The organism is Novosphingobium sp. NBM11, from assembly GCF_015390225.1.
GTDB lineage: Bacteria > Pseudomonadota > Alphaproteobacteria > Sphingomonadales > Sphingomonadaceae > Novosphingobium.
The window spans coordinates 632,799-652,428 of the sequence record NZ_VUOG01000003.1 but is presented as its reverse complement, the minus strand read 5'-3'; the positions used below and the strand labels follow the sequence as shown (position 1 = coordinate 652,428).

The following is a 19,630-nucleotide window of genomic DNA, read 5'->3' as shown; positions in this document are numbered from 1 at the left end:
TGGCGATCGACCACAAGCCACACGATGAACCGGACCCGCGGTTCAACGCGATCGAAGCTGGCCTTTCGCCCTACGATTCCACGCAAGCGGACGCTGCCGTGCGGGCGACTACCGCCCCCGATGGCATCGGCGCGATCGCCGCCGCCTACCGCCCCCTGCTGGCCCGCCTGGACGCGATCCTGTGCGGCGCGCGCCGGGCAGCCTGTGGCGTATCCTCGCAACCGGCCGCGCTGGTGCCGGCAAAGGCCAATGGACGCCCCAAGTTGACCGGCGCGCTCGACCGGGCATCGACGGCGGCGCAGATCCTGCCGCTCGAATATGCCGAAGGCAAGCCGCTGCCCCAGGTTGGCTGGGGCGGTGCCAGCGCCGCCGACATCGGCCGCCTTTCGGCGTTTCACGCGCTCGAATTCCGGCTGCTTGCCCGTCCCCGCTATGTCGCCTCGGCGAACTTCGCCGGGCTGGCGCCGATCGTGCCCGAAGGGCTGACGGGCGAAGCCCGCGTCACGACGATTTCGGGACACGATACCAACGTCGCCAATCTCGGCGGGCTGCTGGACGTCCACTGGCAGGTGCCCGGCCTTGCCGCCGACGACCCCTCCCCCGGCGGCGCGCTGGTGCTGGAACGGTTGCGGGCGGCCGATGGCGCGCTGTTCGTGCGGGTGCGCTATCGCTCGCAATCGCTTTCACAGATTCGCAGCGCCGCGCCACTGACGGCCGGATCGCCTCCTTCGGCATCGATCCTGCCGATAGAGGGCTGCGAAGCGCGAGAGATCAAGGGATTGTTCCCGCTCGATCAGTTCCTGAAACGGATCGAAGCGCGTTAAGGGATCGTGCCGCAGCCGGGCGCCCATGGCCCCGGCTGCGGGCCCATCGCGCTACTTGGTGGTGTATCCGCCGTTCACCAGGATGGTCTGCCCCGTCATCCACCAGCCGTCCGAAACGAGGAAGCGGATGTGCGGCACAATGTCCCGGATGTCGGTGAGGCCGGTGTCGGTGAAGGGCGAAAGCGCCGCCGCGCTCTTGTGATAGGCCTGCGCATCGGCGCTTTCCTGGCCATAGAAGAACGGCGTGTCCATCGGGCCGGGACCGACCGCGTTGACCGAAATGCCGCGTTCGCCAAATTCCTTGGCCGCCGCACGGGTGAAGTGTTCGACCGGCGCCTTGGTGCCCGCATAAGTCGAATAGAACGGCGTGAACGCGCCGAGCAGCGAGGTGACCAGCGTGACGATCTTGCCGTGATCGTTGAGCGCGCGGCCCGCCTCCTTGATGAAGAAGAACGCGGACTTGGCGTTGATCGCGCTCATCGCGTCGTATTCCGCCTCGCTGATGTCCAGCACCGGCTTCTTCAGCACCTTGCCGACGGTGTTGATCGCGATGTCGGGCCGGCCGAACGCCGCGACGGCGTCCGCGAACAGCTTTTCGACCGCGCCCGCCGTAGTAAGATCGGCCCGGATAGCGAGGGCCTGCGCGCCCGCCGCTTCCACGGCCGCCACGGTTTCGCGCGCGGCCCCGGCGGTCTCCGCGCTGTTGTAATGGACAACGATCGCCCGCGCGCCCTGCGCGGCAAGATCACGGGCAATAAGGCCACCCAGGTTCTTGCCGCCTCCGGCGATGATGGCCGTTTTTCCCTTGATCGAATGGTCCGTCATTCTGGTCTCCCACGTCAATGTTCGCATGCATGATGCATGGCCCTGTGATACTTGCGGAAACTGCGGGATAAAGCTTGTAATCCTGGCATTATTAGCCAGAATTGACGAACAATGGATCGCGTCGATCTCTTCCGTATTTTTACGCGCGTGGCCGAGGCCGGCAGCTTCACGCACGCCGCGCACACGCTGGGCCTCCCACGCTCCTCGGTGTCGGCGGCCATTCAGGAGCTTGAGGCCCGGCTTGGCACGCGCCTGCTCAACCGGACGACACGGCGCGTCGCGCTGACCGCCGATGGCGAGGCGTTCTATGCCCGCGCACAAAACCTGCTTGCCGATTTCGAGGAGACCGAGGGGCTGTTCCGCCAGGCCGGCGCGACGCCGTCCGGGCGCATCCGCGTCGATCTGCCGGGGCGCGTGGGCCGGCTGATCGTGGCGCCGGCGCTGCCCGGATTTCTAGCCGCCTATCCCGGCATCGACATCGAACTCGGCGTGCGCGATCGCGCGGTGGACCTGGTGGAAGATGGCATCGATTGCGCGCTGCGCGTGGGGCCACTCGCCGATTCCGGCCTGATCGCGCGGCGGCTGGGCGAACTGGAACTCATCAACGTCGCCAGCCCCGGCTATCTTGCCGCGCACGGCACGCCCGAAACCCCGTCGGATCTCGACCGGCATCATGCCGTTGCCTACGCCTCCCCCACCACCGGACGGGTGGAGCCGTGGGAGTGGATCGATAACGGGCAGGTCCTGACTCGTTCCCTGCGCGCCCGGCTCACCGTCAACAGCGCCGAAGCGCTGATCGCCGGCGCGCTGGCCGGGTTGGGACTGATCCAGATCCCCGCCTATGACGTTGTGGACCACATCGCCGGGGGGAGGTTGATCGAAGTAATGCCGGAACACCGAGCCGAACCGTTGCCAGTCTCTCTGGTCTATCCGCACCGCCGTCAGCTTTCGCACCGGCTGCGGGCCTTCCTTGGCTGGCTCGTCCCCGTGCTGGAACAGGGGCTGCAACTGCGCTGACGCGCACGGGATTTCGCCACTCCGTCTCACAACAGTCACATCTCCATCGCAAAAGCCTTCCGAAAACAGGAGGCGGCCGTGCGTGTGCTGGTGGTGGAAGACGATGCCGTGATTGCCGATCACATCACGGCCTGCCTGGGCACGCTGGGCTACCGACCCGAGCGGGTTGCCTCGGGCGAGGACGCGCTCGCGGCGATCGAGCGCCAGCGCTTTTCGGGCATGGTTCTCGACCGGTTGCTGCCGGGCATCAGCGGCATCGAGGTGCTGGCGCGGCTGCGCGCCGAACGCAGGTTGCCCCCGGTGGTCATGCTCAGCGCCTTGGGCACCGTGAAGGACCGCATCGAAGGCCTCGCCGCCGGCGCCGACGACTATCTGGCCAAGCCGTTCGACATGGACGAACTGGTGGCGCGCCTCAACGCCGTGACCCGCCGCGCCGCGCCGACGCCCCCTTCCGACACGGGGCTGGCGGTCGGCAGGCTGAAGCTGGACCCCAGCAGCCATTCGGTGCTGTTCCTTGACCGCACCATCGAACTCAACCGCAAGCAGTTCTCGCTCCTTGCCCACCTGATGCGCTGCGCCGACCGGCTGGTGACGCGGGGGATGCTGCTCGAAAGCGTGTGGGGCTATGCCTTCACGCCCACCACCAACATCGTGGAAAGCAACATGAGCCGGCTGCGCGCGCGGCTGGAGGAACTGGGTTGCGATCCGATCGACACGCTGCGCGGCTCGGGATACGTGCTGCGTTCGGAGCGGTGCCGGTGATCGCATCGCCCGCCCGGCGCGCACCCGGACCGGGAAGGCTCGCCATCCAGTTCGGCGTGGCGTTCGCACTGGCCATGCTCGCCATGGGCGTGATCGTTTTCCTGGTGGCGGAGGAACGGATCGCCCAGCGCATCGACGATGCCTTGCAGGTTCACGTCACCAAGTTCCTGCGCCCCGTCGCCACGGGGCCGGCAACCGATGCCGATGTCATCGCCCGCATCCAGGAATGGCAGCGGCGCAAGATGCTGAGCGAGAGGACCTACCTGTTCTACGATGCCGCCGGCCGGCTCGTGGCGGGAAGGCTGGACCTGGCCGCGCCGCAACCGGGCTATTCGGACGTCACCTTCATGGGCGGCGGCAAGAAACCGCAAAAAGGGCGTGCGCTCGCCACCCGCCGGCCCGATGGCAGCCTGTTCGTGGTGGTCCAGCACAGCGAGGCCGCCGCGAGCCTGCGCGCCCTGCTGCCTTCGGTGGTCGCCGCGATCTTCGTTTCCGCCCTGCTGGTGGGGCTTGCCGCCACGATCCTGTTCGCGCGCCTGACCGCCCGGCGTCTGGCGGAAACGCAGGCGGCGGCGGACGCCATCGCGCAGGGCGACCTCACCCGTCGCATTCCGTCCGACCGGCTCGACGGGATGTTCGCGGTGCAGGCGGAAAGCCTCAACCGGATGCTCGACCGAATGGAGGACATGGTCAATGCGCAGCGCCAGTTCTCCAGCCATCTCGCGCATGACCTGCGCACGCCGCTAACGCGGCTGCGCGGGTTGCTGACGGCGGAAACGGCGGAGGCCGACCGGGTGCGCCTGCTCGAACGCGCCGAACGCGAATGCGCCTCGATCATCACCATCTTCGATGCCCTGCTCCGGCTCGCCGAGATCGAGACGGGGCGCCACCCCTCTGCCGTGCGCGACCTGCCGCTGCGCGACATGCTGGAAGACATCGCCGAAACGATGGAGCCGGTCATCGCCGATGCCGGCTGCGCGCTGGAACTCGGCCGGCTCGAACCGGTGCGGGTGCGCGGGGATGCGGACCTGTTCAACCAGATGATCGTCAACCTGCTGGAGAACGTGGTCACGCACACCCCCGCCGGCACGCGCGCGACGCTGTCGCTGGAACAGGCTGGCGAATCCGCCCTGATCGCGATCGACGATGACGGTCCGGGCCTGGCCGAAGGCGAGCGCGATCGCGTGCTGCTGCCGTTCGAGCGGGGCAAGGGGTCCGGGCTGCGCCGTGGCAGCGGACTGGGCCTTGCGATCACGCGAGCGATCGTGCGGTTCCATCAAGGGTCGCTGGAACTGGCGGACAACGCGCCGGGCCTGAAGGTCCGCATTCGCCTGCCCGCCCTTCCAGAGGCGGTCCCGGCCGCCTGAACGCTACATTCTAAATTTGCAATGTTGACGGTTTTGTGGCGCGCGACTCGCTGCCTGTCACCTTTCCGTCATGGACCCCGCCTAGCGCCCCTCTCGTGGCCTGCGGTTCGATCCGGACCGGGGCGCGACGAGGGAACATTCCAATGCCGGCCACCAGGCGCGTTCTGGCTGCATTCGCGGCCTTCCTTCTTGCACCCTGTGCTCCCGCCGGCGCGACGGCGGAGGCGACGCATTACCTCGACCCATCGGCCTTCGTGCCCGAACGCCTGCTGCCCCCGCCCCCGGTGGCGGGATCGGCACGCGAGAAGCGCGAACTGGATGAAGTGCGCCGGATCATCGCGGCGGCCAGCCCCGAACGACTCGAACAGGCGCGCTGGGATGGCGCACACGAGAACGCTTCCGCCTATAACGCGGTGGTCGGCCGCGATCTCGCCACGCTACCGCAGACGGCCGCGCTGCTCGACATCGTGACCGAGGAGACCGAAGGCGTGGTGGTCGTGGCGAAGGATCATTTCGCCCGCCTGCGCCCCTACGGCGCCGACCCTACCCTGCCGCATTGCGGGAAGAAGGACGCGACGGCGGCCCCGCGCTCCTATCCCAGCGGCCATGCCAGCATCGGCTATGCGCTGGCCTGGACGCTGGTGCGCCTGATGCCGGACCGCGCGCCCGCGATCCTCGCCCGCGCGGACGATTACGCGATGAGCCGCGCGGTCTGCGGCGTCCACTATCTGTCCGATCTCGAAGCCGGCCATGTCGTCGGCACGCTCGTCGCCGAAAGGCTCCTTGCCGATCCACGGCTTGCCGCGCGCATCGCCGCCGCGCGCGCCGAACTTTTCACGCACTGACCGCGCCAGCGGTCGATCCATCCGTTCCGAACCATGAGGGCATCATGACCAAGACCTACCACCGCGCGGCGCTGCTGGCCGCGACGAGCCTGCTCACCGCAACGCTGCCGGCGGCGGCCCGTGCTGCTGAAACCGCCGCCGAAACCGCCGACGCCGACGCAGCGGCCGCGGGTGCGGCGGAGGGCGAGCAGTCCACCAGCGCCAACCAGGCCGGGCAGGCCAACGACCGCCAGTCGCTGACCTCCTCCGACATCATCGTGATCGGCTCGAAAGCGGCGGAGGCCGCGCAGATCACCGCGTCGCTGACGACCACGCAGCCGCAGGCCGCCGTGGGCCGCGAATACATCGACAGCACCGTCTCTCCGACGGCGGACTTCAACGAACTGATCGCGATCACGCCCAGCGTCTCGATCAGCGGCAGCAGCAACGGCGCCGGCTTCAGCGAGACCAAGGCGACGATCCGCGGTTTCCAGGATGGCGACTACAACGTCACCTATGACTCGATCCCGTTTGCCGACACCAACAACCCCACCCACCATTCGACCGCGTTCTTCCCTTCGACCACGATCGAGACGGTGGTGGTCGATCGCGGCCCCGGCAACGCCAGCCAGCTCGGCCAGGCGACCTACGGCGGCAACATCAACATGTATTCGCGCGCGGTGAAGGACCAGATGGGCGGGCAGGTCGAAGGCCTGATCGGCAACTGGAACACGTTCATCGGCCGCGCCGAGTTCCAGTCGGGCGCGATCGACAAGCTGGGTGGCGCCAAGTTCATGCTTGGCGGCCAGTACCTCCAGTCCGACGGCGCGCTGACCTATTCGCCGGTCCAGTCGAAGAACCTGTTCGCCAAGGCGGTGGTCCCGATCGGGTCCTCGAACACGCTGACGCTGCTTTCGACCTGGAACCGCAATTACTACTACCAGTCCGACGTGCTGAAGGGCGCGACCTGTGGCACCGGCGGCACAGCCTTGCCGGCCGGAACCCAGCTTACCGCCGACAACTGCACGGCCGCCTCGCAGATCGGCCAATATGGCCGGAACTATGGTCTCGGCAACGATCCGACCAAGCAGGACTACTGGAGGTACAACCGCACCGACAAGACGACGGACTTCTCGTACATCCGCCTGCAGAGCGATCTGGGCAGCGGGTTCTCGATGGACAACCGTGCCTATATGTACGGGTACACCAACAACACGCTCTCGGGGAACACCGGCAGCGTGGTGACCGGTTTCGCGGGTGCGGGCACGGCAACCTCACCCTACAAGGCGGTAACCGCACCCTCAGCCGCGACCGATATTCTCGGATACGACAAGCTCAACAAGTACCGGGTGCTGGGCTACATCGGCCAGATCAACTACGACTTCTCGATGGGCAAGATCCGCCTTGGCGGCTGGTTCGAGCACGCCGCCACCGATCGCCATCTGCTCGACCTGGACCGGACCACGGGCCTGCCGAGCTACAACGAGAAGTTCGCCGACGGCACCGCCGCCAAGGCCAGCCTGCCTCCGATCTCGATCGCCAACGTCGGTTATCTCCAGCATTCCGACTGGAACCAGTACCAGCTTTTCGGCGAGTTCGAGTTCCGCCCGTTCGAGGCGCTGGCGATCACGCCGGGCGTGAAGTACGTCCACTTCAACCGCTCGATCACGGCAAGCGTCAACCAGAAGTCGCGCACGCCCATCGATACGTCGGCGACCTGGACCAAGGTGCTGCCCTTCGCCACGGTCAACTGGATGGTGCGCCCGAACTGGTCGTTCTATGGCCAGTACGCGCAGGGCATGTACGTGCCCGACCTGTCGAGCTTCTACACCGCGTCCGACAGCGCGACCAACCAGGCGATCCAGCAGCAGAACCTCGCCGCGCTGAAGCCGCAGACCTCGACCAACTATCAGGTCGGCACCGTCTGGCACGGCGAGAAGGTTTCGATCGACGTCGACGGCTATATCATCGACGTGAACAACAAGATCGCCAGCGACACCTCCGCCGGCGCGCCGACCAACGCGCTCGTGAACATCGGGCAGGTCCGCTACAAGGGCGTGGAAGGGCAGGTCAGCGTGATGCCGGTGCGCGGGCTGACGCTGTTCGCCAACGGATCGTACAACTACGCGCACAGCGTGACCACCGGCGCGCAGGTGGCCAAGGCGCCGTTCTCGACAGCCGCCGCCGGCTTCTTCTACAACCACAACGGCCTGCGGGTTTCGTTCACGCAGAAGTACACCGGCCCGCAATACGCCAGCGAATACAGCGGCTCGGGGCCACGCAACTACCGCATCAAGCCCTACAGCGTGGGCGATTTCGCGATCAGCCAGGAAATCGGTTCGCGCTTCCGCATCGGCGTGAACGTTTCCAACGTGTTCAACAGCCGCGCGATCACGGCGATCTCGAATGGCAAGACCTATGGCGTGGACGACCAGTTCAACTTCCTGCCGCCGCGCTCGTTCCTGCTCGACGTGCGCGTAAAGTACTGACGACGCGCGCCGCTTGTGGCGGTGGCCGGTATCTTCACGCCGGTCACCGCCGCCCCCTTTCATTAAACTCCTGTCATCATCGTGTTCTGGCCTTTTCCGCGTTCGACGGCCCGGTTACGCTTTCAGGTATTGGGGGACGGGCACATGGGACGCGATCGACAGGCCGGGTGCCGGCTCCATCGCCGGGCGCTGCCGCTGTTGCTGGCGGGGATAGGCGGCTGCACGCATGTCGCGCCCGCGCCGGTCCATCTCGAGGCGCGCATCGCCGGCCAGGCAGCGCGCACGTTCGATGCGCCCGCGGCGGAGCGCGACGCGGCCCTGCTCGCGCCCGGCGCACAAGCCGGCCGTATCGATCGCCTCACGCTGTTCGCGGCGCTGCTTGCCTCCGATCCGCGCGTGGCCGAGGCGCGCGCGGCGCTGGAAACCGCGCGGCGCGACGCGCGCAGCGCGCGCAAGGTGGGATCGCCCACGCTGACGCTCAGCAGCGAATACGCCAACGACCCGTCGACGTCCTCGCCATGGCTGCTGGGCGGCGGGGTGGACCTGCCGCTGGACATCGGCGGCCGGCGCGGCGCGCGGCTGGCGCGGGCGGATCTTGGCGTGATTGCGGCGCGCTATGATCTGGCCGAGGTGGCTTGGGCCGATCGCATGGCGCTGGTGCGCGCGCTGGCGGATCACCTGATCGCGCGCCGGCAGGCGGAGCTCGGCACGGCCATCGTCGCCATGCGCGACCGGCAACTGGCCGTGCTGGAACAGCGCGTGGCGCGTGGCGAGACGGCCGGACTGGATCTGTTTCCCTATCGCGCACAGCGCGCGCAGGCGGCGCGGGCGCTGGAAGACGCGCAGCGGCGCGCGCAACAGGCCCGCATCGCGATGGCGGGCGTGCTCGGCCTGCCCGCAACCGCGCTCGATGGCCTTGATGTCGCATGGGATGGTTTCGACGCCGCGTCCACCGATGCGCCCGCGTTGTCCCCCTCCGCCATGGCCCGTGCCGTGGCCGGCCGCGCCGACGTGCTCAAGGCGATCGTCGCCTACGATCAGGCGGAAGCCGATCTGCGCGGGGAGCTGGCGCGCCAGTATCCGGCGGTCAGCCTGGGGCCGGGCTATACCTGGGAGCGGGGGCTGGTGAAGCTGCCGTTCGCGATCAACCTGGCCGTGCCGTCGTTCGATCTCAACCGCGCCGCGATCCGCGCGGCCGAAGCGCGTCGCGCGCAGGCCGGGGCGGCGATCGAAACCACGCTGGCGCAAGCGCAGGCCGCGATCGAAAGCGCCCGGGCGGAACGGGCGGCGGCATCGGCGGCGCTCGATCGCGTGCGCCGCACCGAATTGCCGCAGACCGCGGCTGTTGCCCGGCGCGCCGATGCCCAGCTTGCAAAGGGCACGGCCGGTCGCGCGGACTGGGCCGGCGCACAGATCGCGGCGCTCGAAGCGCGCCTTGCCGAAATCGATGTGCTCGCGCGCCTCCGAGCGGCGGACGCCGCACTGGAGGACGCTCTGCGGCAGCCGCTGGAAGGACCGGAAACGATGATCGACCGCAACCGCCTGGTCGCTGTGCTGGAGAAGCAACCATGAAAAGGCTGGCCGGCGCGGGACTGCTGCTGGGGGGTATCGGCGCGGGGGTGCTGGGCACCCTGCTTGCCGTTTCGCGCATGGACGCGGATGCCGAGGCCGGCGATTCCGACCCGCCCGTATCGACTGCCGGCGCGGGACTGCATCTGGACGCCGGGGCGCAGGCGCGCGCCGGGATCAGGCTTAGCGCGCCCATGCCGGCCACGCAGCACACGGAAGCGGCCGGCTATGCCCGCGCGATTGACCTCACCGCGCTTTCGGCCATCGCTTCCGAAGTGACCGCCGCAACGGCGGCGGCCGACGCATCGGGACGCGAGGCGGCGCGGCTGGCCAGCCTGGCCAGCGCCGATCAGGGCGCGTCGCAACGCGATGTGGAAGCCGCCCGTTCGCAGGCGGTCGCCGACCGGGCGCGGCTGGGCGCGGCCTGCCAACGGATCGGGCTGGAATTCGGCGCGGGCCTTGCCCGGCTGGGATGTGGGAGCGTGCCGGGACTGGCGCGCGAAGCGGCGGCGGGCAAAGTCGCCGTGCTGCGCATCGATTTCCCCGACGGCGTCGTTCCTGCCGGATCCGCGATCACGATCGATGCCGGCGACCAGCAGGTAAGCGTCCGCGCGCTCGGCCCCGCCGCGATGGGCGACACGCAATTGCAGACGGCCGGCACGCTCGCGCTGCTCCGTGGCGCTGCCGTGGCCCGCGCCGGCGTGGGGCGCATCCTGGCGGCGCACCGCACGGGTGCCGGAACACAGGGTGGATACCTGATTTCGCGCGAAGCGCTGGTGCGGGTAGATGGCGCGCTCTGTGCCTATCGCACGGCTGGGCGCGACGGCTTCGAGCGTGTGACTTTGCAAGGCGCGGTCCCGCGCCGGGAAGGCTGGTTCGTTCCCGGCGCCGCGCTGCGCGCGAACGATCGCATCGTGGTATCGGGCGCGGGCACGCTGCTGGGGCTTGAACACGCCGCCCCCGCCGACGGTCCGGCCGACGGGGGCGACAAATAGCGATGCTGTCGTTTGTCGTCCGTCAATCGCTGCGTCATGCCTGGACCGTGCTGGTGCTCGCGCTGGCCCTGCTCGGGCTTGGCGCGATGCGGATGGTCGGTGCCGCCTACGACGTGTTTCCGGAGTTCGTGCCGCCGCAGGCCAGCATCCAGACCGAAGCGCCGGGCTATACGCCGCGGCAGGTCGAAATGCTCATCACCCGACCGCTCGAAGCGGTGATCAACGGCGCCAACGGCGTGGAGACGGTCCGTTCGGAATCGATCCAGGGCTTGTCGGTCATCGACGTGACGTTCCACGAGGGCGTCGATCCCTACCGCGCGCGGCAACAGGTTTCCGAAGCGCTGGCCGATGCCATTCCGCAATTGCCCGCCGGGTCCGACACGCCGCGCATCACCCCGCTGACCTCCTCGACCATGGACCTGCTCAAGATCGGCTTCACCAGCGACCGCCTGAGCCCCATGGCGCTGCGCGATCTGGTCGAATGGACGGTCCGCCCGCGCCTGCTCGCCGCGCCGGGGGTAGCGCGCGCGAACGTGTTCGGCGGCGAACAGCGCCGGATCGAGGTGCGCGCCGATCCCGCGCGCCTGCTCGCCCGCAGCCTGACGTTCGCCGACCTCGCCGGGGCGGTCGACCGCGCGATCCACGTCAACGGCGGCGGCTTTGCCGATACGCCCAGCCAGCGCATCCTGATCGATCCCGGCCCCAGCGCGATGACCGCGCGCCAGATCGCCGATGGCGTGCTGTCCACGGGCAGCGGCGGCACAGTGCGGATCGGCGATGTCGCGCAAGTGATCGATGCCGCCGCGCCCCGGCAGGGCGACGCGCTGATCATGGGGCGCCCCGGCGTGCTGATGACGCTGTCGAGCCAGTACGGCGCGAACACCTTGCAGACCACGCGCAATCTGGAAGCGGCGCTGGCCGAAGTCACGCCCGCGCTGACCGCCGCCGGCGTCCGGATCATGCCGGCGATGCACCGGCCGGCGAATTTCATCGAAAGCGCACTGGGCGGGATCGAACGCGATCTGGTGGTCGGGGCACTGATGATCGCGCTGGTGCTGATGCTGATCCTGCGCGATTGGCGCGTGACGCTGATCGCCTTCGTTTCGATCCCCCTCTCGCTGCTGGCGGCGCTGGTCACGCTCGATGCGATGGGGCAGACGATCAACACGATGACGCTGGGCGGCCTTGCCGTAGCGCTGGGCGTGGTGATCGACGATGCCATCGTCGATATCGAGAACATCGTGCGCCGTCTGCGCGGCGTGCCGGACAGCGCCAACCGGCGCGCGATCATCGAGGCCGCCTCGATCGAAGTGCGCGCGCCAGTGGTCTATGCCACGTTCGTACTGGCGCTGACCATGGTTCCGGTGATCCTGTTGACCGGGCTGCAGGGCGCGTTCTTCGCGCCGCTCGGCCTCGCGTTCCTGCTGGCGACGATGGCGTCGCTGCTCGTCGCGCTGACGGTCACGCCGGCACTGGCGCTGCTGTTCCTGCACGGGCACGAGCCGCGCCCGGAACCGGCGTTTCTGCACCGCTTGAAGCAACGGCACGAACGGCTGGTCGCGCGGCTGATGCAAAGGCCGGCCGGCGCGGCGCTGGCGATCGGGCTGCTCGGCGCAGTCGCGCTGGCCGGCGCGCTCTCGTTCGGGGCCGAGCTGCTGCCCTCCTTCCGCGAACGGCATTACGTGCTCCAGGTGAGCGGGCCGGCGGGCGCCTCGTTCGACTGGATGCGCGCCACGGGCGAGCGGATTTCGCGCGGGCTGCTGGCCATTCCCGAAGTGCTGAGCGTCGAGGAACAGATCGGTCGGGCCGAAGCGGGCGAGGATACCTGGCCTCCGCACCGGGGGGAGTTCCACGTCCGCCTGAAGCCCGATGTCGACGGGGCGGGAGAAGACCGCGCGCTGGCGCGGATGCGCAAAGTCCTGGCCGATACCCCCGCGCTTCAGAGCGAGGTGACGACGTTCCTGGGCGACCGCATCAGCGAATCGCTTTCGGGCGAGACGGCCGCCGTTTCGATCAGCGTCCACGGCGCCGATCTCGATACGCTGGATCGCGTCGCTGCGGCGATTGCCACGCAGTTGCGCGCCTTGCCGACGGCGGCGGACGTCCGCGTGAAGACCGATCCCGGCACGCCGATGCTGGGAGTCACGCTCGATCCCGCGCGCATGGCGCTGCGCGGGGTGAGCGGGGCCGACGCGGGCGACGCCATCCGCGCCACGTTCGCGGGGCAACCGGCGGGCGTGGTGGCGCTGCCGGACCGCACGGTCGATGTCGCGGTCACCGTTCCCGAAGACCAGCGCCGCGATCCCGAAGCGCTGGGGCAGACGCTGGTGCGCACGGCCAGCGGCGGCGCGGTGCGGCTGGCGGACATCGCCACGATTGCACTCGGCACCGAACGCCTGTCGATCGCGCACGAGGGCGGGCAGCGCCGGCAGGTGGTGACGGCCAACGTCACCGATGGCGACGTTTCCGGCTTCGTCTCCGCCGCCAAGGCGCGGATCGCGCGCAATATCCATCTGCCCCCCGGCGTGTTCCTGTCCTGGGCCGGGGCGGCGGAAGGGCAGGCCAAGGCGGCGCGGCAACTGGGCAGCCACGTCCTGTTTACCGCCGTGGCGATGGTGATCCTGCTGGTCGTGGCCTTCGGCGGCCTGCGCCCCGCCCTGCTCATCCTGGCCGGGATGCCGCTGGCGATGGCCGGTGGCGTGCTGGCGGTGGCGCTGACCGGCGGCGTGATTTCGCTAGGCTCGCTGGTCGGCTTCATCACCCTGTTCGGCATCTCCGCGCGCAACGCGATCCTGCTGGTCGCGCATGTCGATGAACTCGTCGCCCGCGATGGCCTGCCCTGGACGATCGAGACCGTGCTGCGCGCCACGCGCGAACGGGTGACGCCGATTGTCCTCACCGCCCTCGTCACCGCGTTTGCGCTGGCGCCGCTGGCGTGGGAAAGCGGGCAATCGGGGCGCGAGGTCCAGGGGCCGATGGCGCTGGTCATCCTGGGTGGGCTGGCGACGTCGCTGGTGCTGTCGCTGCTGCTGTTGCCGGCGCTGATCTGGCGTTGGCGATACAGCCCCGAAAAGCGGCCTTCCGCGTGAGCTAATCGCCGGCCAGCGCCAGCAGCGCGAACGTCGCCAGCCAGTGTTCGCCCATGTAATCGCCGGCGACGTGCGGCAGGCTGGCGGCCAGATGGTCCTCGATCGTCCGCGCGATCAGTGGCTCGAGCGGATGCGGCGCCAGCGCCGCGCCGATCGCGCGCCAGCACCAAGCCCGGCTGAGATTCAGCCCGTCCAGATGCGCGATCTTGCCGTCGCTGCGGTCCGACACCAGCGCGGGCGTGAACAACGTGCCAGGCTGGCCTTGTGCGGCACGCGGCAGGAATGCGGCGAACCAGGCCGCGAAGGCGTCACAGTCCAGCACACGGCTCATCAGCAGCGCCTCGGCCAGCGCGGGCGAGAGGAATTCGTCCCCGCCCGGCTCCCACGCCTGGCAATCGCGATCGTCCAGGAACCAGTCATGCGCGCGGGCTTCGATCAGCGCGTGCAGAGCCGGATCATGCATCGCCGCCCAGCGATGGGCGAGCACGAGGGCAAAGCTGATGTTGAAATGCGTGCCCACGCGGATGGGATAGGTCAGTTTGGGCAGAAACGCGTGGAAGCGCGCGGCGAACGCGCGGGCCAGCGGTTCCACGGCGGCGGCCCAGGGGCCATCGTGCCGCGCCAGCTCCTCGTGCAGCGCCAGCAGCCACGCCCAGCCATAGGGCCGTTCGAACCCCGCCGCGCCGGGCCGCTGGAGATAGGCCAGTTCGCCCGCGACCTTTTCCGGCACCAGCATCGCATCGGCGCGTGCGCGGGCTTCGGCGGCCTCCGGCATGGCGGGATAGAGCCGCGCCAGCCGCATCACCTGCCACCAGCCATGGACGCAGCTGTGCCAGTCGAAACTGCCATGGAAGATCGGGTGATGATCGGCCGGTGGCCGCGCGTCCTCCGGCCCGTTCAGGATGAGATCCATCTTGAACGGGTACGGCCGGCCCAGATGGCCCAGCGTGAGCCGGGCGAAACCGGCGGCGGTGTCCTGCGTCAGCGTGGCCATGCTATGGCGACCCTAGCGCAGGACCGTGCCGCCGGCCAGCCGGCCGTCCCGCGCTTCAGTACCGGTAGGGGTTCTGGTCGATCGTGGTGGTGCCGCGCGTCTGGTTGCACAGGAACACCGTGCCAGTGAAGTAGATGCCCGGCTTGGTGATCGTCTTGGCGTATTCGAACGCCTCGCGCAGTTGCTGCACGGTCATCTGCACCGGCGCCTCGTCGGGCTGGTAAGTCATGCCATAGGCATAGTCCTGCCCGTCCTTGCTGATTTCGACATGGCAGCCCATCACATGGCTGACCGGGTGTGTGTCGCAGAAATCGATCAGGCGCTTCATGCTGTCGAACCATGGCTGCCAGAAGCTGATATAGCAGCGCCCGCGATAGAACATGTCCCCGGTGTAGAGGATCTGGGTATAGGTATCGTAGTGCGCGAATTCGGACATGACGTGGCCGGGCGATCCCCATATCAGGATGTCGCGCCCGCCAAGGTCCAGCGTCACGCGCTCCTCGGGGAAATTGGTCATGCCCCAGAAGCCCATCATCTCTTCCTGGGTCAGGCCCATGTAGCGCGTGTTGGGCCGGTCGGCGAACTGGTTGGTGGCGGCGTAGTGATCGGCGTGCAGGTGGCTGAAGGCGACGAGCAGTTCCAGGCTGGCGGGATCGCGCCCGTTACGCTTGCACCAATCGGCGATGCAGCCATCGACCACGCCGCGCAAATCCCAGTCGTTGCGCAGCTGGACGAAGCCTTCGTCGAGCAGCAGCACGCGATCGTTGCCGAAATAGAGCGGCGCGAACGGCGCTTCGTAACTGTAGGCCTTGTTCTGCCGCAGGATGGCGGTGTGCGGGTTGTACCAGTGGACCTGCACCGGCGGATCGGTGTTGTCCATGCACGAAGGGGAACCGCAGATCCACCGGTCGGGGAAGCTGCCCGGCGCGGGAAGATTGCTCTTGAAGTCGATCGGCGTGGCTGGCGGTGTGGCTGGCGCGGCCGCCCGTGCAAGGCCCGCCGCGCCGATGCTGCCAAGCGGCACCGCCGCCGCCGAGGAGGTGGTCAGGAAAGTGCGACGATCCATGGGTCTCTTCCTTGTCGAAGAAGAATAGGGCGTTTCAGAATGGCCGGGTCAGAAGGGGCGGGGCGGATTGATGTTGGGCACGCCTTCGGGCCATTCCAGCGTGCGCTGGTCCGGGCTGACGCCGTTGAGCAGGATGAAGTCCGGGCGGATCAGCATCCGGTCGTGCCCCTGGATCTCGCGCGCGTACTGGATTGCCTCGTCCAGCACCGCCGGCACCATTTCCAGCACGCGTTCATAGGGCTTGTAAGTGGCGAAGCGCGGATAGGCCTTTCCGGGCACGAACATCATCTCGATGTGGCCGCCCATGATCCACTTGACCGGATGGCTCCCCGTCCATGCCTTCAACCGTTCGAGCGAGGCGAGGAAGTCCCGGTCGTTGCCGATGTTGATCTTGCCCGGAAACAGCAGGTCGCCGGTGAACAGGAAATCGCAATAGGGATCGTAGAAGCTGACGCCGTCCTTGTGCGTGCCGGGTGTGGGGATCACGTCGATCACGCGGCCGCCGAGGTCGATCCGGCCGGTGCCCGCCGGCCAGCTCGCGGCGAGGCCGTAGTGCTGCTTCATCACCGCCAGCGGCGTGGGCACGATGGTCGTGCCGGGACGCCCGGCGAATTGCCGCAAGCCCTGGTTCTGCGCCACGTCCTCGCCCGATGTGCAGGCGACGGTCAGCGGAATGTCGCGCCAGCCGCGCACCTGGCCGATGCGGGCGATGATCGCATCGACCGTTTCGCGCAGCGGATAGAGGTGGGCTTCGGCCGTCGCGCCGCTGTCGATCAGCAGCGCGCCCTTGTTGCCGAACAGCAGGTAGGTGAACGGCGCTTCCCAATGGACGCACACGTTCTGGCGCAGGATGAAGGTGTCCTCGTTGTACTGGATCACCTGCACGCGCGGATCGCGGTTCTTCGCCGCGACGTTGGAGCCATAGGTCCAGCGGAACCCGATGGCTCCCGGCGCGGGGCCATCGCAGGCGTAGTCATGCACCACCGGCTTGCCGCGATGGAGCGGAACCGCGCTGTCGGTATTGCGGGCACCGGGCAGGTTGTAGCCGAGATCGGGATTGCCGTTGGGATAGACGCGGCCGGTTGCGGACTGCGGATTGCCCGACAGCGCGGGATTGTAGGTTTTCGTCGGTTCCATCGGACACTCCTGGGAAAAGCCTGCGGAATGCGATCGGAGCCAAGCCTTTCGGCAAGGCCCCGATCGAGTGTCACTCAAAACCGCTTGGTGAATTCCACGCCGAACTTGCGCGGCGACAGCACGTTGTTCGCATAATAGCGCGAAACGATGCCGTCGTTGACGATCCGGCGCGAAAGATCGTTGCCCACCGATGTCACCGCGAACTTGTCGAAGATGTTGTCCGCATAGGCGCGGAATTCGAGATCCGGCCCCAGCTTGTAGGTGATCGAGGCGCGATGCACGGTATAGGCGGGCAGCACCTCACCGTTCCCCAGCGCGCCAACGCGCGAGAGGATGTTGCCGGTGTAGGTCGCGGTCCAGGTAAAGACCATGCTGTCGCGTTCGTTGACTGGCAGTTCGTAAACCGCGCCCAGGCTGCCGGAATTCTTGGTCGATCCCGGAAGCCGCGCGCCTGCCAGCGCATCCACCGCGCCGCCTTCCACCTTCAGCAGCTCAGGCACCGTCTGGGTCAGATGCGCATCGTTGTAGGCATAGCTGCCGTTGATGGTCAGCCCTTCGAAGGGCTTGGCGGTGAACGTCAGTTCGATGCCCTTCGAAACGGCCTTGCCGCCATTGACGGTAATGCCGGTCGCGCCGTTGACCGTCTGGCCGGCAAGTTGGATGCCGTCCCAGTCGATGTGATAGGCCGCGATGCTGCCGCGCAGCTTGCCGCCGAACAGCGTGGCACGAACGCCCACTTCGATGTTCTTGGTGGTATCGGGCTGATAGGACAGCTCGTTAGGCAGGGCGCAGATGTTCTGGCCCGGCGGCAACGGCAGCACGCACGGCGCAACGCGGTTCACACCGCCGATGCGATAGCCCTTGCTGTAGGTTGCGTAGGCCATCAGGTCGGGAGAGAACTTGTACGAGCCGTTGAACTTCCAGACCACACCGTTGTCCTTGGTGCTGCCCGAACGCGAACGGAAATTGATGTTCGGATAAGTCTGAAACAGGGGCAGCGCCTGACCGCCGTTCACGAAGGCATCGTAGTTGTAATAGCGGGCACCGCCGGTGAACTGCAGATTCTTGATTGGCGTTACGCTGAGTTCGCCGAATACCGCTTTTTCCTTGGTGCGGCTGTCAACGAACGAGGCATATTCCACTTCGTCCGGGCGGTTGATCCCGGCATAGGCCGGGTAGCCCGGCACGATTTCGCGATACTGCGATTTGGTGCGGAAGTTGTTGTAGAACCCGCCCAGAACCCAGCTGAACGGCCCGCCATGCTTGGAAACGAGACGGATTTCCTGGTTGAACTGGTCGTATTTGACGTTCTGCTTGGTGTAGCCGGAGAACGCCGGGAACAGTTCGTAACCGTAATCGAGATCGATCAGCAGGTCCGTCACGTCGACCGAACTGTCGATCGTCTGCTTCGTGATCGCCGTTGCCGAAACCAGCTGGGCAATCTCGCCGATGTCCGCCTCGACCTCGGCCGCGTAAAGGTGCGCCTTGCGCTTTGACGGTTCGAGATAGCGCCACGGCGCCTGGTACTTGCTGGTGCCGAACACGCCGCCACCGTTGGCCTGCCGACCGTTGGTGTCGGTGGTCTGGTAGGCATAGGTCAGGTAGACCTTGAGCCAGTCAGCCGGGAAAATGCCAAGCTGGTTGCGCGTCGTGAACGTGTGCTCGAAGTTGGCGTCCTTGTAGGTGTGGAGGTTCGCCTTGATCTGGTCGGGCGTGCCAATCGAGCCGAAGAACGTACCGGGCTGTTGCGGCTGCGCCAGGGAAACGCCCGGCGTGTTCACCAGATAGACGTAATCCATGAAGCCGGGATCGTTGTAGTATCCCGTGGTCGAACGGAACGCGATCTTGCCGGGAACGATCGGAATGTTGATCGTGCCGTCCATCTGGAAGCCCGGCTTTGACGAATGCGATACCCCGTAGACACGACCGTGGGCCGTGCCCGACCAGTTGTCCGGATCGGGACGGTTGGGAATGTAGCGGATCGCCCCCGCCAGCGTACCCAGGCCATAGAGCGTGCCTTGCGGGCCAAGCAGAACCTCGATCCGGTCCATGTCGAGGAACTTGAAGTCCTGATAGAGCGGAATTTCGCCCATATAGGTGGCGAGCGTGTTGTTGTAGTTGTCACCGAAGCTGCTGTTGTCGTCAGCGCTGAGACCACGCAGAACGATCGTGCCGGTATTGCGCGGTCCGGTGTCCTGCACGGTAATGCCGGGCGTGAACGCCGCCAGCGACCGCACATCGTCGATGTGATCGCGCTTGAGGCTGTCGGCCGTGACGGCAGCGATGTTGATTGGCGCATCCTGGATGCTCACCGAACGGCGCGTGCCGGTGACGACGATGGTTTCCAGACCTTCGGCCGACGGATCGGCCGGCACGTCCGCCGACGCCTCGGCGGGAGCGGTCTGCGCGAATCCGGGCGTTCCCCAGACTCCGACGAGCGCGGTTGCGGATAAGATGGCGGCGCGGAATGCGTTCTTTTGCACCATGTAGCGGCTCCCCAATTGCCACGGCCTACCGCCCTCCTCCCCATGAGACGGGCGGCGGCTAAATGCCTCAGGGGGCATTCTCTCCCGGAACTGCGGATGCTTCGGCTTCCTGCGGCCGATCGCGATGCGAGGGAAAGCTAGCCCGGCTTATTCACCGCGTTGGGCCGAGAGGGTTGGCGGGAGTGG

The 19,630-nt window shown here is 67.5% G+C and carries 14 protein-coding genes; 9 read left to right on the top strand and 5 right to left on the bottom strand.

The window, feature by feature from the left end; all coding sequences use genetic code 11:
* Positions 1-98 precede the first annotated feature (98 nt).
* Complete coding sequence (locus tag F1640_RS23115; protein ID WP_194921942.1) at positions 99-824, top strand: hypothetical protein; 726 nt, start codon at positions 99-101, stop codon at positions 822-824.
* Positions 825-875: 51 nt separating this feature from the next.
* On the opposite strand, the gene F1640_RS23110 is transcribed toward F1640_RS23115, so the two are convergent.
* Complete coding sequence (locus tag F1640_RS23110; protein ID WP_124811096.1) at positions 876-1,649, bottom strand: SDR family oxidoreductase; 774 nt, start codon at positions 1,647-1,649, stop codon at positions 876-878.
* 111 nt (positions 1,650-1,760) lie between these two features.
* On the opposite strand from F1640_RS23110, the gene F1640_RS23105 reads away from it, so the two are divergent.
* The 8 genes from F1640_RS23105 (at position 1,761) to F1640_RS23070 (ending at position 13,761) form a co-directional block, all read left to right on the top strand.
* Entirely contained in the window at positions 1,761-2,666 is a 906-nt protein-coding gene (locus F1640_RS23105) for a LysR family transcriptional regulator (protein WP_124811097.1), read from the top strand.
* Between the two features lie 78 nt (positions 2,667-2,744).
* Positions 2,745-3,428, top strand: a complete 684-nt coding sequence (locus F1640_RS23100; RefSeq protein ID WP_124811098.1) for a response regulator transcription factor — start codon at positions 2,745-2,747, stop codon at positions 3,426-3,428.
* A complete protein-coding gene (locus tag F1640_RS25920; RefSeq protein ID WP_223806829.1) occupies positions 3,425-4,795 on the top strand; it encodes a HAMP domain-containing sensor histidine kinase in 1,371 nt (456 codons plus the stop codon). The genes F1640_RS23100 and F1640_RS25920 overlap by 4 nt, the downstream gene beginning before the upstream one ends.
* A gap of 143 nt (positions 4,796-4,938) precedes the next feature.
* Complete coding sequence (locus F1640_RS23090) at positions 4,939-5,640, top strand: phosphatase PAP2 family protein (RefSeq protein WP_124811099.1); 702 nt, start codon at positions 4,939-4,941, stop codon at positions 5,638-5,640.
* A 44-nt stretch (positions 5,641-5,684) separates the two neighbouring features.
* Complete coding sequence (locus F1640_RS23085) at positions 5,685-8,108, top strand: TonB-dependent receptor (RefSeq protein WP_124811100.1); 2,424 nt, start codon at positions 5,685-5,687, stop codon at positions 8,106-8,108.
* A 144-nt stretch (positions 8,109-8,252) separates the two neighbouring features.
* The gene (locus tag F1640_RS23080; protein ID WP_124810397.1) at positions 8,253-9,680 is read left to right on the top strand and encodes a TolC family protein; all 1,428 of its coding nucleotides are present in this window, start codon (positions 8,253-8,255) and stop codon (positions 9,678-9,680) included.
* Positions 9,677-10,672 (top strand): hypothetical protein, encoded by a 996-nt coding sequence (locus F1640_RS23075; protein WP_194921940.1) that lies wholly within the window; start codon positions 9,677-9,679, stop codon positions 10,670-10,672. The genes F1640_RS23080 and F1640_RS23075 overlap by 4 nt, the downstream gene beginning before the upstream one ends.
* Positions 10,673-10,674: 2 nt before the next feature.
* A complete protein-coding gene (locus F1640_RS23070) occupies positions 10,675-13,761 on the top strand; it encodes an efflux RND transporter permease subunit (RefSeq protein WP_124810399.1) in 3,087 nt (1,028 codons plus the stop codon).
* Position 13,762: 1 nt separating this feature from the next.
* Here the strand turns inward: F1640_RS23070 and F1640_RS23065 are convergent, their stop codons facing one another.
* The 4 genes from F1640_RS23065 to F1640_RS23050 all read right to left on the bottom strand — a co-directional run bounded on the left by F1640_RS23065 (position 13,763) and on the right by F1640_RS23050 (position 19,444).
* Positions 13,763-14,755, bottom strand: coding sequence for a DUF2891 domain-containing protein (locus tag F1640_RS23065; RefSeq protein ID WP_124810400.1), 993 nt, complete (start codon positions 14,753-14,755; stop codon positions 13,763-13,765).
* A 55-nt stretch (positions 14,756-14,810) separates the two neighbouring features.
* Positions 14,811-15,821, bottom strand: a complete 1,011-nt coding sequence (locus F1640_RS23060; RefSeq protein ID WP_124810401.1) for an MBL fold metallo-hydrolase — start codon at positions 15,819-15,821, stop codon at positions 14,811-14,813.
* 48 nt (positions 15,822-15,869) lie between these two features.
* The gene (locus F1640_RS23055; RefSeq protein WP_124810402.1) at positions 15,870-16,958 is read right to left on the bottom strand and encodes an MBL fold metallo-hydrolase; all 1,089 of its coding nucleotides are present in this window, start codon (positions 16,956-16,958) and stop codon (positions 15,870-15,872) included.
* A 74-nt stretch (positions 16,959-17,032) separates the two neighbouring features.
* On the bottom strand, positions 17,033-19,444 hold the full coding sequence (locus F1640_RS23050; RefSeq protein ID WP_124810403.1) for a TonB-dependent receptor: 2,412 nt from the start codon (positions 19,442-19,444) through the stop codon (positions 17,033-17,035).
* Between the last annotated feature and the right edge of the window lie 186 nt (positions 19,445-19,630).